Raw genomic sequence first — 13,597 nt, forward strand, 5'->3', positions numbered from 1 at the left:
TAATTGCTAGCTAGGGTGATTTACAAGTGAAACATTTCACATTTACAATATATGCCCTTTTTATCCCCTTCCCTACAAGGTTTTAACGAAAAAAAGCACATTTCTGTGCTTTTCATTTAATCATCTTAGAAAAAATATAGTCGCTTCCTAAAGACTAAAGGCCCAGTATAAAAAGACCAATCCTGTTATTACAGCAATAATCAAAAGAAAGATAATAATGTCAACGAAAGTATCCCTAGGATTATCACGAATCCGATCAGGTTGTTCTTTAAACCGCTCTCTTTGTCGTTGCCTAGCAGAAAGTTGTTCTAGGCGATTTCGGTCTCCATGTTTATCTTGCGCATTCATTTTTCTTCTATTAAACATTACCCCACCGCCTTCTCTTTCTCACTCGATTATAAATTGTATACTATTATAAAGAAAACTTACCTCGCTTCAAAATATTCTACCTATGACAAGCTCATACCTGGTTTAGCGTCTAACGCTAAAGAAGCAAATTGCTGTGTTCGGTATAAAGACTCTGCTGCAGCACCTATCATCGCCGCATTGTCACCGCAAAGGCTTAATGGCGGGAAATGTAAGGTGACTGGACGATCTAATCCTTCAACTGCTGCTGTTAATTGGCTACGTAAACCTTTGTTGGCTGCTACACCGCCTGCAACTAGTAAGTGGTTGATTTCTGGATATTGGTTTAAGGCAGAAATTGTCCGACCCACTAATTGATCAAGTGCTGCTGCTTGGAATGAAGCTGCGACATTGTTCATATCAACCGTTTCATTCTTTTGTTTGGCATTATGCATATGGTTGATTACAGCAGACTTTAAGCCTGAAAAAGAAAAATCTAATGTATCTTCCCCCTTCATAGCTCGCGGATATTGATAAACATCTTCCCCTTCATGAGCCATCTGGTCAATGATTTTCCCACCTGGATAAGGCACCCCGATGACACGGCCGATTTTATCGTAAGCTTCTCCTACAGCATCATCACGCGTATCACCAATTGTTTCAAAATCATTTTCTCCGCGCATAATAACTAGTTCAGTATGACCACCGGATACAACTAAAGCCAACAATGGATAAACCATTGGTGAAATCAGTTGATTGGCGTATATATGACCAGCCATATGATTAACCCCGATTAAAGGTTTTTGATGAGCAAAGGCTAAAGCTTTTGCTGCCGTAACCCCAATTAATAATGAACCGACTAGGCCGGGTCCTTGGGTTACTGCGACAGCGTCCACATCTTCCCAGGTCGCGTTACCTTCAGTCATAGCTAGGTCGATGATTTGAGTAATTTGTTCTACATGATGACGGCTGGCGATTTCAGGCACGACACCGCCAAACCGCATATGACTTTTTATTTGACTTGCGACAACGTTGGACAGCATGTCTGTCCCGTTCTGGACGATGGCAGCGGATGTTTCATCACAAGAAGATTCGATTGCTAGTATTGTTGCCATAGCAAAATGGCTCCTTTCAGTTTTTTTTTCAGATTTTATCCACTAAATTTCGTTGATAAATAATAGCGTCGTCTAAGTCTACAGGATAATAGTTGGGACGACTAGCAATTTGTTTGAAGGCTAGTTTTTCGTATAGTTGTCGCGCTGCTTGATTACGGCTCCGGACTTCAAGGGTCACTATTTTACCTTTATTTTGGGCAAAATAAAGCAAAGCCTCTTCAAGCAACCGGTAGCTAAGTCCTTGTCTACGGTAATCAGGCAATATGGCAATATTGAAGAGCTCTACCTCATCAATAATCAATTGAAAATGCGCTAGTCCAACAATCTCTAAATTTGCTGGATCGCGCATAATAAAGAAGTGATGGTATGGATTAGCCAGGCTATTCCCAATGGCTTCTGCGGTCCAAGACAGGTCCCCTTGGAAGGCTTGGTGCAAGCCAACGTGGATTTCGGTGGCTATTTTGCCTAAGGCTTTAGGGTCTTGGTCTTTGGCCCAATGGTGGTCTAGGTGGTCAATTTGCACAGATTACACCCCTTCGACGATTTCGATTTGCTCTACATTAATTAGGGGAGCTAACCGCATTTCGAAGGCATCTTCGTCATTGTCAGAGTAATAGTTCTCTTTGGTATCACTTTCGTAAAATCCAAAACGTTGATAAAAACGTTGTGCGCCATGGTTTGATGCCCGTACCTCTAGTGTCATAGCATTTCGGTCCAGTTGTTTAGCACAGTCGATAGCTCGGTCCAATAAGGCAGTCCCGATACCGATAGATTGGTAATCTGGATTTACGACTAAGTTTGAAATATGGACATCCGTCCGGTCACGGCGACAGCCAATAAAGCCTACTAATTCTTCACCTAAAAAGGCTTGGATGTAATAGGTATTAGGATTTTGGGTCATATCATACAGGAAGTCCCGGGCTGTCCAAGACATGACTTGGTGATAGGCGCGGTATTCGACGTCAACCATCTGATGGATCACGGTGGTATCTTGCATAACAAAGAAAATGGATTGGCCATCTGGTAAGGCAATTGACTGTTTGTCTAATATTAAATCGGATACTAATGAATGTTTCATTGTAAACAACACCTGTCGATTAAAATTTTTGAAAAATGCTTTAATTTGTTCTCTCCACGTACGTGCCTTCATCTGCCTTAGCCTCCTCAGGATTTTGAGCGACCCAGTTTTCTTCAGCTTCTGATAATTTTGCATAATCCGGAATAAAGGTATCAACGTCCACTTGTTTCAGTGGTAATGCACCTAGGTGGCCAGCATGGATCAAACCTGATTCACTTGGGAAAATAATGGCTTCTTCACCAAATTTGGCTTCAATGTCTTGGCGGAAGGCTTCAATATCAGGGCTGACAAAATTCAGCGGTAAGCTTTGTAAGTCCGGATTGTCTTTTAAGTAGGCCTCAACCTGGTCTAAAAACTGGGAAAATTGGCCGTGCAATGTTGTGAATAGTGGCGTAAAACGGTTGCCTTCTCTAAGGTAAACAGTCGCAAAAGCCGTCTTTCTTCTGGCATCGATGAATGGGACGATTAAAGCTGGGCCACTGGTTGCTTGTACGTTGCCCGCTAACGCCATCAGGGTTGGTAAGGTAAACAAGGGAATGTTTAGCGTGTTGGCCATGGTTTTGGCTGCTGTTACCCCAATCCGCAATCCTGTATAAGAGCCCGGTCCCTCTGTAACAACAATGCCTTCAAGGTCACTTGGTTGCCAACCGATTAATTTGAACATACTGTCAATTAAGGGGAGCAACTGGGTTGAATGTTTAATTTTGGTATTGGTGGTCGTTTCTGTCACAACCTGGTCCCCATCACGTAGGGCGACACTAAGAGCTTGAGTTGATGTATCAATTGCTAAAGTTTTCATAAAACCACCTTTTTAAAATTTGGAGGTGCGAGAAAAGTCGTTAAGACTTGCACCCTTTTTTCACACTTGGCCGAGTTCGATTCTTGCACACTGACGTCAGATCTCGCACCCTTTTTAGTTGAGCTCGCCAGGGCAGACAGGTGTCCGCTTCAGAATAGTTTGTTTCACACTTTGTGTGATACGGCACTATTCTTCCATCGTCTCCTGTCTAAACGCCCTGTCTCACATCCTTTTTCTTAGTATATCAAATTCTACCTTTTAAATGTAAAAACAATTGACGTTCTTATAGTTTTTACCCTATTTGACCGTCAATTGTTTTCATTTTTATTTATATTTAAGGTTTAACCATTGTCAATTGTATGACCTAGGTCTTTTTGCATTTCGTGGTAGTCTTCTTTTGAGATGTTAAATACTAATAAGTATGCAATAAACACCAAACCAAATCCAAACAATGGGAATAGGATTGACATGTTGTAGATTGCACTCACATTTGATGCGGTCCAAGTTGCTGCATTATTCAACTCTAATGAAGGGGCTGCGAATACAATTAATAACGGTACGGCTGCAGATGAGAATGCTGTACCGATTTTACGACAGAAGATATATGAAGAATATAACGATCCGTCTGAACGGAAGCCTTGTTTCCATTCGTTGTAGTCAATTGCATCTGAAATCATTGCCCATGATAGTAATTGGAAACCGAATGTAAACATATTCGCGACTGCCATCAAACCAATCCAAACGTAAACATTTTCCACTGGGAATAATAACATTGTTCCATAGATTATCAAGCTACCAATTAAAGGTACAATGATGACTTGGCGTTTACCAAATTTACGTACCAGTGGTGTAACCAATAACACCCCAATCACTAAAGGTGCAATTTCAATAAGGGTGAACCATGAGAATAATGAGCCATCGTTGTATTTAACTTGTAATGTCATTTGGTGTAATTGTGATGCTGAGTAGATGAAGATTGTTTGTGCTGTACCGGCAATAATTTGGGCGATTAAGGCACGGTTTGAGAATAATGTTTTGAACGTTTTGAAGATTGACGGTTGGTTTTTGATTTGTGCCATATCTGGCTGTACACGTTCTTCTACATTTGCATATAACAAGAAGAATGAGATTAAAGCGACAACCCCTAAACCTAACATTACTGGGAACATTAATTGTCCTTGGAATTGTGATACGACTTGTCCGTCGACTACTTTATCTTGATATATGATTAACGGAATAATTGCTACTGGTAATTTGGCAACCCCTGCACCAATTGAACGTGCTGTAGAAAGTTTTGTACGACCTTCAGATGAGTCAGTTACTACTGAGTTTAAAGTACCATAAGGGATATTTACTAAAGTATAAGCAAAGTCCCAAGCCACATAAGAAATGGCACAGACAGCTAACTGCACACCATAGCCCATTGATGAGGTATCAAAGTACATAAAGGCTGAAATGATGGCTAGCAATGGACCCCCAACTAAAATGAATGGTTTATACCGGTCACCTTTAAAAGGTTTAATCCGGTCAGAGAAATAGCCAACCAATGGATCATTCACAGCATCAAATACACGTATCAGAATCATTAAGGCAGCAAAGTGTGTCGCTTCAATTCCAATGTAAGATACATAGAAAATTGTAAGGTAGTAAGTTACAACAGAATAACTTAGATTACAACCAAAGTCTCCAAAAAAGTAACCAATAATATCACGGAAGCCAAAAGGGCGCTTATCAGTTGCATCCATCGTCGCCGAGTTTTCGTACGAGTTGCTCATGCTATTCCTCCTGTGTTTACGAAATTTACCTTCTGCACATTGTTACACGGCTATTTTACCAAATAAATTTGATAATTTTATTACATATTGCAACTTTACATAACCTTCACAAGAAACTAATATATACAATAAAGTATATCACTTAAGAAGTTTTCTTCTGTTTGAATAAACGCTTATAAAACTCAAAGAAAAAGACTTATTGATGGGCAATACAAACCTATTATTTGCCTATATTCTTGAAGTTATCATATAAAAGATATCTCCATCACTTGATTCGAATTCGAAATGATGATATACTCGTTTTATAAGTTAATTCGAATTAGAAATAAGTGTTTAAAAAATGATGATTAATTTTTAAGTTCCTAACCAAAAACCCCATTTTTAAGGAGGTCTTCCCGTGACTGAAATCATTGAAAAATTGCACCATATCACTGCTATTGTTGGCGCCCCTAACCAAGTGTTGACATTTTACCGTGACATCCTGGGTCTTCGTTTAGTCAAGAAAACACTAAATTACGACGACCCTTTCACTTACCACCTATATTTCGGTAACAATGAAGCTGACGCCGGGACCATCATTACCTTCTTCCCTTGGGAAAATGACCGCCTTGGTCAATTGGGTGACGGTCAATTGGCGACCAATTCTTTTGCTATTCCAGCTGGTAGTTTAGATTTCTGGGCTAACCGCTTGGAAGTCAAAGGCATTCAATTTTCCCGTGGCAGCCGTTTTGACAATGAGACAATTCTCGTCAAAGATTTCCATCATTTGAATATTGAGCTGGTTGAAAAGAATTGGGGCAAGGCTAATACTTACGCAGTCGACGACATTACGCCTGAGACGGCTATTCAAGGTTTTGCTGGTGCGGTTTTATATAGTCACCGCCCTGACCATACGATTGAATTGTTCGACCAAATTTTCGGTTGGCATAAGGTGGGCGAGGACGACCAATATATCCGTCTACAAGCACCTGGCAAACGGAAGGAATGGCTAGATATTCGAAAAACTGCTGATTCTTTTGGTAAAATGGCTATCGGTACAGTTCACCACATTGCCTTTGAAGTGGCGGACGAAGAGGCCTTAAACTATTGGCTAGAAGTAGCCCAACAACGTGGTTACCACACTAGCAATATCAAGAACCGTGACTATTTCAAATCCTTATACTTCCGCGAGCGCGGTGGAATTTTGATTGAATTAGCGACTGCTGGCCCCGGTTTTACTTGGAACGAAACGGTTGAAGAACTGGGTAGCCAATTATTCTACCCAGCCAAACATGAGGCGATTATCGACCAAATTAAAGCCAAATTGACACCCCTAGATTTCTAAAAAGGAGTTCATCTATGAGTTACGAATATATTTATCAAGCAGGAGAAAACCAAGCCGAAGCCAACACCCTACTACTTCTACACGGTACAGGCGGAACTGAGCGCGACCTACTAGACATTGCCCAATTCATCGATCCCAAGGCCAACATCCTATCATTACGTGGTAACGAGCCTGAAGGAGCAATGAATCGTTTCTTCAAACGCCACGGTGAAGGCAACTTAGACATCGAAAACTTGAAATACCATGCTAAAGACCTGTATAATTTCATAGGAGCCTTGGCCGCAGAGAAAGGGTTCGATCCAGCTAAAGTAGTGCCAATTGGTTACTCAAATGGCGCAAATATTGCTGGCGGTGTTTTATACCTATATGACAATCCTTTTAGGGGCGCGATTTTACTCCACCCTATGGTACCATTTAGAGATGAAACGATGCCAAACTTGACCCATACACCTGTCTTTATTGGTGCTGGTTTCAACGACCCAATCTGTGCACCAAGCGAAAGTGAAGAACTTAAAACCAGCCTAGAATCAGCTGGTAGCCCAGTTACCCTTCACTGGGAAAACTATGGCCATTCCTTATCTATGCCTGAGTTACAAGCAGCGAAAGGATGGTACGCTACCGCTGTTGGCTAATACAAAAAAAGGAATGATAATCAATGGATTCTGATCAATTATTAAAACGCATTAACGAGCTAGCTGCTAAGAAAAAAGCTAGCACGATCACTGAAGAAGAACTAGTGGAACAAAAAGAGTTGCGCCAAGTTTACTTGAAACAATTCCGTTCAGCCTTCAATGACATTATCTTAAACACGCGGGTAATCGACCCTGAGGGTACTGATGTGACACCGCGAGCCGTTCGCGACGCCAAGAAAAAACAAGCCGATAAACAAGAAACAAAGACTGAAGAATCAACAAATATAGATAAATAAAAGCTAAATATCAAAAAGATGGGTATCACCTAGCAAACCGGTGATACCCATCTTTCTATTAAATTAAGCTAAAATATTAGCACCATTTGATTGAATGACATCACGGTACCAGAAGAATGAATCTTTACGTGAACGGTCAAATGTACCGTTCCCTTGGTCATCTGCGTCTACATAGACGAATCCGTAACGTTTAGACATTTCAGAGGTTGACGCAGATACTAGGTCAGTACAGCCCCAAGGTGTATAACCCATTAAGTCAACACCATCTTCAATGGCTTCGTGCATTTGTTGGATGTGTGATTTTAAGTAGTTGATACGGTAGTCATCATGGATTGAACCATCATCTTCTACGGTATCGAAGGCACCTAAACCATTTTCCACGATAAACAATGGCACTTGGTAGCGGTCGTATCACTTGTTTAAGGTAATCCGTAAACCAACTGGGTCGATTTGCCAACCCCAGTCAGAGGCTTCTAGATAAGGATTTTCTTCTGAAATAGAGAAATTACCTGCAGTTGCGCCTGCGCCTTCATCCGGATTATGGCGTGCAATCGATGACATGTAGTAAGAGAATGACATGAAATCAACTGGATGGGCTGCTAAAATCGCTTCATCACCCTCAGCCATTTCCACATGAATGTTGTTTTCTTTTAAGAAACGTTTTGTGTATGCTGGGTATTTACCACGTACTTGAACGTCTGAGAAGAATAGATTTTCATGGTCTTTATGAACTGATTCCATAACATCTAATGGGTTTGGTGATGCCGGGTAAGCTTCCATACGCGCTAACATCATCCCCACTTTTAAATCTGCCTTCAATTCATGGGCGAATTTAGTCACTAACGATGACGCCACAAATTGATGGTGAGCTGCCTGATACATGTCTGATAAGTTTTGTTTACCATCTTCAAATAATAAAGCACCACCTACATATCCGGAAATCCCCATAATGTTAATTTCGTTAAAGGTTAACCAGTATTTCACCTTATTTTGGTAACGTTCTAGAACTGTTTGACCGTATTTAATGAATAAATCAATTACTTCACGGTTCTTCCAACCACCATAATTTAAGGCAATGCCGATTGGTGTTTCGTATTGAGATAAAGTCACTAATGGTTCAATACCGTATTTCAAACATTCATCAAAAGCAGCATCATAGAAAGCTAGGCCTTCTTCATTTGGCTCTTTATCATCACCATTCGGGAAGATACGTGACCAAGCAATGGATAAACGGAAAGTTTTATAGTCCATTTCAGCATACAAGGCAATATCTTCTTTGTAGCGGTGGTAGAAGTCAGAACCCCAACGTTTAGGGTATAAGCCTTCTTGATCTTCTAAAGCAAAAAGTACGTGCTCACGATTCATCGGTGCAGCGAAATCCGACATATTCTTCCGGTCTTCCGGTGCTACCGCTACCGCTGTATCAGAGGTCGCTGGCCCACGACCGCCTTCATTCCAAGCGCCCTCAAATTGATTGGCAGCTGTTGCCCCGCCCCATAAAAATCCTTGTGGAAATGCCTTGTTTGTTATATAATCCCTCTTTCTTAAGTTTTTAGTGTCTATGCAAATACTTCAATTAACTCATCTGTATAGGAAACTGCTCCTGCTTCAGTAGTTGCCACATTTGTATAAGCCGGCGTATTAGTAATGATAACCGGTGTAGTCACTTGGTAGCCAGCCGCCTTAATCGCTTCAATATCAAAGGATACTAACGAATCGCCCGCCTTCACATGGTCACCTTGAGCAACATGTGCTTCATAGAATTTACCTTCCAATTCAACCGTGTCCATACCAATATGGATTAAAATTTCTACCCCACCATCTGTAATAAAGCCGATTGCATGTTTCGTTGGAAAAAGAATTTGTACTAATCCGTCTGCCGGCGCCGTGACTAAACCTTCACTTGGTTCAATGGCAATCCCTTGACCCATTGCCCCAGTTGCTAACACTTGGTCTTCTAATGAAGCTAATGGCACAATGTTACCTTGTAATGGGCTATTTAAAATTTGATCTTTAGCATCTGACACGCTAGCAGATACTAAAACTGGTTGGTCGTCACTTGCTGTTACTTCAGTTGCACTAGTTGTTTCATCGTCTCCATATAAAGTAGGTACTTTAACAAACATTTGAATAGCAAAAGCTAAGACAAAGGCAATCACACTACCAATCGCTAAGTGGATTACTGAGTGGAATGATCCTGTAGTTGGTTCAATAAATGATGGGAATAAGAAGATACCCATACCACCCATAGCGTACATTGTTACATTAAAGATTGATAAGTAGACACCGACAATACCTGAGACAATACATGAAATGATAAATGGTGTACGCATTGGTAAAGTGTAACCATAGATTGTTGGTTCAGTAACTCCAAAGATTGCTGAGATTAGTGTAGGTAATATACCTTTTTTTAACTTTGTCTTCTTTCGTTTTTAAATAGATAGCTGCTAAGACACCAACTTGAGTGAAACTTGGTAATACTGCAGCTGTTAAGATAACAGATGAGCCGTTTTGCGCTACATCCAAGATGGCAATCGGTACAAGACCCCAGTGCAATCCGAACATAACCATGATTTGCCAAGAAACACCCAATACCAAACCGTAAACTATTGGACTAAAGTTGTAAATTGCAGAGAATGCAATACCAATCCAATCAGAAGCAGTATTCGCGATAGGTCCTACTAGTAGGAACGTTAATGGAATGGTAACTAATAAAGTAACCATAGGTACTGCGAATAATTTCATCACATCTGGTGTAATTTTTTTCATGAATCTCTCTACTTTAGAAGCTAAGAAAATAGCTAAAATTACTGGTAATACAGTATTGTAGTAGCCACCTGCTGGTAAGGTAAAATTCAAGCCCAAAATATTGGTTGCTTCTGTTAATGATTCAGCTAAACCTGGATAAACTAAAGCACCAGCAATGGCTACTGCCGTATAAGTATTCATCTTGAATTTCTTAGAAGCAGAAACTGCTAATACCATTGGTAGGTATTGGAACAAACCATCCCCGATTGTGTTCATTAAAAGGTAGATACCTGACGTAGCATCTACACCAGTTGCTGCCATTAAGGCTGTTACCCCTTTTAAGATACCAGCAGCTGCTAAGACACCAAGGAAGGGTTGGAATAAACCAGAAACAACATCGATAAATCGGTCAAACAAGTTCCCTTTTTCGCCATCGTCATCAGCGTCTACTTCACCACCATCAGCAAAGTTGCCTGCTTTTAATACTTCTTCATATACTTCGGGTACGTGGTTACCGATAACGACTTGGTATTGTCCACCAGCTTGCATGACTGTTACCACACCATCACGTTTCTTCAAATACTCTGTATTGGCTTTGCTTTCGTCTTTTAAATAGAAACGCAAACGCGTCACACAGTGTCTTACTTCCTTAACATTTTCCTTACCTCCGACTTTGTCGACAATATCTTCTGCTAATTGAGTGTATTTCGCCATTTTCTCTACTCCTCTTCTTTTATAAAATCTAACTGACTATTGATATAAAAAAGACCCACAAATCTATTCCTGAAATACCTTAAGATGGGCGTATGTGTAGGGAGGTACACACACGCCTATCCTAAGCTACTAATAAAATAGAAAATGCAGGTCTTGCCGGCCGAACCGTAACGAATCCAGTATTTTTCCGTAACTAGACATTATTTTATTTTTTTCTATTAGCTGAGTGACTAACGAGATTGCCAATATGTAGGATTAAATATAATAATTCCATATCATTGACTTGCCAGCCCTTGGCTTCTAATAGGTATTCCTTAATTTTATCGGCTGCTTCTTTCTCTTTAGGATAGGAAATGAAGGCCAATTCCACCATTCGGTCATTTTTAACCGGTTGGTCATTTTCTTGCTCTTGTCCCTGGCGTATTAAGTAGTAACGAATATGGGTGACAAACCGCTGAAAATAAACTGAATTTTCATCGATGTGGATATTCGTTGCGAACTCAACGATACGAATAATATCGTTGGTCAATGCCATCTGTTCATAAGCAGATTGGTTGGCCGTTCGGTCCAGTTGCGCGTTTACAAAATGCAGGGTGATTGCAGCGACTTCTGTTTGCGGAAAATTCGGTGACAATTTTTGTCGGACCAAGTCCACCGCTTCTTCAGCGATTGCATACTCTTTAGGGTAAATTCTTTTGATTTCCCATTGCATGGGATTCATCAAATTGGGATCTTGTTTTTGCTGATGTATCGCAAACAAGATATGATCGGTAAGTGTGAGGAAGAGATTGGGATTAAAGGCTACATCCATTTTTTCTTTAAATAAGGATACGATTTTATAAATCCAATATATTTCTTCATCACTGGCATTTGTCATCACCATCAAAATGTGTTCGAGATCAACGTCTCCTTCAGGATAATAACGTTTTTCAATATTGTTGCCATCGATTGGATCGCCAACCTTGGCTTGGAAGCCTAACCCTTTCCCAATTAAAATTATTTCACGTCAGTCATCATCACTTGAAAACACGACATTATTATTAATTCTCTTTACGATTTTAAAACAAGTTTCCCCACACCCTCTCTCGATGTTTTCATGGGAACAAGTTCTTATACACAAAAAAGACCAGAGCAATAATAAATTCTTCATATTCTCAAAATATTATAAAAATATGCCCTCAAAGTTACTCACACAACTTTGAAGGCATATTCTTATAGTTTTTCTATTGGTTCTATAATAAATAGTGTTGGTGAGAATTCATATTGAATCTCATTGACACTATTTTTGTGTACGCAAAAAGGACATGATATCCTTAATGCGTGTAAACCACTACGAATACAGAAAGAAGGAAAAATCATGTCCCATACATCTATTATAAAACAACTTTGCGGTATTTACGACAATAATATTGATATTACAATACCAAAATCTATGCATCTGTTGCCACTTGAAAAGTATCATGAAATAAATCATTTCGTTTTACATGGGGTTCTTACGTACAAGCCTAAGGCTTGTATGCACTGTGGTGTAAAGAATACTGGTAATCGAGATATCATCAAACATGGCTTTAAACCAGCTATCATTCGATTACCGAACACAGCTACTAATCCTGTTTTACTTAAATTACAGAAGCAACGCTTTTATTGTAAACATTGTGCACAAACTTTTATCGCTGAAACACCATTAGTTGAAAAATTTTGCTGTATTTCTAAAACCATTAAAAGTCAAATTAGCTCCGAATTGGTTGAAACGCAATCTATGCGGTTAATCGCTAAACGTTATCATGTCTCTTCTCCAACAGTGGCCAGAACTTTAATGAAAGCAAGTATGGGACTATCACCTAAGGGAAATTATCTCCCGAATCACCTCGGTGTAGATGAGTTTAAATCGACTAATCGTGTAGCCAATGCGATGAGTGCTGTCCTTGTGGACACGCATAATAGAAGGCTAATTGATATTGTCGTTGATAGAAAACAAGCGTCGCTCATCGATTACTTTTCTTCTTTTACCTGGACTGCTCGAAGCAGCGTGAAGACAGTTTCGATTGATTTATATACACCTTATCTAGAGGTCATCCGCACATGTTTCCCTAATGCGAAGATTGTCATTGATCGATTCCATATAGTAAAGCTGTTGAATGAAACAATCAATTCTATTCGTATTAAAGTGATGAATGCTATCAAAACAAGCCGTCCATCGGACTACAATAAACTCAAAAAACAATGGAAATTGTTGTTAAAGAACGCTGAAGATTTAAATTTCACGGATACACATTATGTTCGTCAATTTGGTGAAGCGATATCAGAACAACGTATTGTTGATTATCTTTTGAGTATCTCACACGAACTTTTAGTTACTTATACCCTGATGAATGAACTAAAATATGCCATTTCAACTCATGATATCAATATTTTCAATGAAATCCTACGTGGGACTAAGAACCAAACTTTGCCAAGTCGTACGAGAAGAACTATCAGAACATTAGCCAAATTCTTGCCTTATATACATAACGCTTTAAAATATACTGTATCAAATGGTCCTACCGAAGGTATTAATAATAAAATTAAATTAATTAAACGAACAGGTTTTGGATATTCGAACTTCCATCATTTACGTGCAAGAATTTTAGTCCAATTCAAATTAAATTACAAACCATCCAATCCTAAACCTTATACATTTGATGGGATGGCAAGCTAACCCAGGGATAGTGGTATATTTTTGAATAAAGAGGACTGAAAGTGTACGTCCTTAGCCGTGAACAAGCATGAAA

Annotated in this window: 11 protein-coding genes and 3 pseudogenes; 4 read left to right on the forward strand and 10 right to left on the reverse strand. The window is 39.7% G+C overall.

Annotation, left to right across the window (positions count from 1 at the left end; all coding sequences use genetic code 11):
• Positions 1-147 precede the first annotated feature (147 nt).
• The 6 genes from AWM76_RS09865 to AWM76_RS09890 form a co-directional block, all read right to left on the reverse strand.
• Positions 148-366 carry a hypothetical protein gene (locus AWM76_RS09865; RefSeq protein WP_003143228.1) on the reverse strand — a complete coding sequence of 73 codons (219 nt, stop codon included), beginning with the start codon at positions 364-366 and terminating at the stop codon, positions 148-150.
• A gap of 83 nt (positions 367-449) precedes the next feature.
• Positions 450-1,460 carry a tRNA (adenosine(37)-N6)-threonylcarbamoyltransferase complex transferase subunit TsaD gene (gene tsaD / locus AWM76_RS09870; RefSeq protein ID WP_003143229.1) on the reverse strand — a complete coding sequence of 337 codons (1,011 nt, stop codon included), beginning with the start codon at positions 1,458-1,460 and terminating at the stop codon, positions 450-452.
• A 28-nt stretch (positions 1,461-1,488) separates the two neighbouring features.
• Positions 1,489-1,983: a ribosomal protein S18-alanine N-acetyltransferase gene (gene rimI / locus AWM76_RS09875; protein WP_003143230.1), complete on the reverse strand. Its 495-nt coding sequence runs from the start codon at positions 1,981-1,983 to the stop codon at positions 1,489-1,491.
• A 3-nt stretch (positions 1,984-1,986) separates the two neighbouring features.
• Positions 1,987-2,538 (reverse strand): ribosomal protein S18-alanine N-acetyltransferase, encoded by a 552-nt coding sequence (gene rimI, locus AWM76_RS09880; RefSeq protein WP_235585503.1) that lies wholly within the window; start codon positions 2,536-2,538, stop codon positions 1,987-1,989.
• Positions 2,539-2,578: 40 nt separating this feature from the next.
• The gene (gene tsaB / locus AWM76_RS09885; protein WP_003143233.1) at positions 2,579-3,337 is read right to left on the reverse strand and encodes a tRNA (adenosine(37)-N6)-threonylcarbamoyltransferase complex dimerization subunit type 1 TsaB; all 759 of its coding nucleotides are present in this window, start codon (positions 3,335-3,337) and stop codon (positions 2,579-2,581) included.
• A gap of 341 nt (positions 3,338-3,678) precedes the next feature.
• Positions 3,679-5,112: an MFS transporter gene (locus AWM76_RS09890; RefSeq protein ID WP_039935918.1), complete on the reverse strand. Its 1,434-nt coding sequence runs from the start codon at positions 5,110-5,112 to the stop codon at positions 3,679-3,681.
• Positions 5,113-5,509: 397 nt separating this feature from the next.
• On the opposite strand from AWM76_RS09890, the gene AWM76_RS09895 reads away from it, so the two are divergent.
• The 3 genes from AWM76_RS09895 to AWM76_RS09905 are packed head-to-tail and all read left to right on the forward strand — an operon-like array spanning position 5,510 to position 7,364.
• A complete protein-coding gene (locus AWM76_RS09895) occupies positions 5,510-6,436 on the forward strand; it encodes a VOC family protein (protein ID WP_003143237.1) in 927 nt (308 codons plus the stop codon).
• Between the two features lie 14 nt (positions 6,437-6,450).
• Positions 6,451-7,068 carry an alpha/beta hydrolase gene (locus AWM76_RS09900; protein WP_003143239.1) on the forward strand — a complete coding sequence of 206 codons (618 nt, stop codon included), beginning with the start codon at positions 6,451-6,453 and terminating at the stop codon, positions 7,066-7,068.
• A 23-nt stretch (positions 7,069-7,091) separates the two neighbouring features.
• Complete coding sequence (locus AWM76_RS09905; RefSeq protein WP_003143241.1) at positions 7,092-7,364, forward strand: DUF896 domain-containing protein; 273 nt, start codon at positions 7,092-7,094, stop codon at positions 7,362-7,364.
• Positions 7,365-7,427: 63 nt separating this feature from the next.
• Here AWM76_RS09905 and AWM76_RS09910 read toward each other — a convergent pair.
• The 4 genes and pseudogenes from AWM76_RS09910 to AWM76_RS11120 all read right to left on the reverse strand — a co-directional run.
• Positions 7,428-8,894, reverse strand: a pseudogene (locus AWM76_RS09910) (glycoside hydrolase family 1 protein).
• A gap of 29 nt (positions 8,895-8,923) precedes the next feature.
• Positions 8,924-10,826, reverse strand: a pseudogene (locus AWM76_RS09915) (beta-glucoside-specific PTS transporter subunit IIABC).
• 205 nt (positions 10,827-11,031) lie between these two features.
• On the reverse strand, positions 11,032-11,703 hold the full coding sequence (locus AWM76_RS09920) for a BglG family transcription antiterminator (RefSeq protein ID WP_235585504.1): 672 nt from the start codon (positions 11,701-11,703) through the stop codon (positions 11,032-11,034).
• A gap of 45 nt (positions 11,704-11,748) precedes the next feature.
• Positions 11,749-11,826: pseudogene (locus tag AWM76_RS11120) on the reverse strand (CAT RNA binding domain-containing protein); the annotation flags it as partial.
• 357 nt (positions 11,827-12,183) lie between these two features.
• Here AWM76_RS11120 and AWM76_RS09925 point away from each other — a divergent pair.
• Positions 12,184-13,524 carry an ISL3 family transposase gene (locus tag AWM76_RS09925; RefSeq protein ID WP_060779296.1) on the forward strand — a complete coding sequence of 447 codons (1,341 nt, stop codon included), beginning with the start codon at positions 12,184-12,186 and terminating at the stop codon, positions 13,522-13,524.
• The last annotated feature ends 73 nt before the right edge of the window (positions 13,525-13,597 follow it).

The organism is Aerococcus viridans (assembly GCF_001543285.1).
GTDB classification, from domain to species: domain Bacteria; phylum Bacillota; class Bacilli; order Lactobacillales; family Aerococcaceae; genus Aerococcus; species Aerococcus viridans.

Coding starts and splice junctions, on each gene's coding strand:
- AWM76_RS09925 (WP_060779296.1), top strand. CDS start 12,184: ATGTCCCATACATCTATTATAAAACAACTTTGCGGTATTTACGACAAT.
- AWM76_RS09900 (WP_003143239.1), top strand. CDS start 6,451: ATGAGTTACGAATATATTTATCAAGCAGGAGAAAACCAAGCCGAAGCC.
- AWM76_RS09905 (WP_003143241.1), top strand. CDS start 7,092: ATGGATTCTGATCAATTATTAAAACGCATTAACGAGCTAGCTGCTAAG.
- tsaB (WP_003143233.1), bottom strand. CDS start 3,337: ATGAAAACTTTAGCAATTGATACATCAACTCAAGCTCTTAGTGTCGCC.
- rimI (WP_235585503.1), bottom strand. CDS start 2,538: ATGAAACATTCATTAGTATCCGATTTAATATTAGACAAACAGTCAATT.
- AWM76_RS09920 (WP_235585504.1), bottom strand. CDS start 11,703: ATGACAAATGCCAGTGATGAAGAAATATATTGGATTTATAAAATCGTA.
- tsaD (WP_003143229.1), bottom strand. CDS start 1,460: ATGGCAACAATACTAGCAATCGAATCTTCTTGTGATGAAACATCCGCT.
- AWM76_RS09890 (WP_039935918.1), bottom strand. CDS start 5,112: ATGAGCAACTCGTACGAAAACTCGGCGACGATGGATGCAACTGATAAG.
- AWM76_RS09865 (WP_003143228.1), bottom strand. CDS start 366: ATGTTTAATAGAAGAAAAATGAATGCGCAAGATAAACATGGAGACCGA.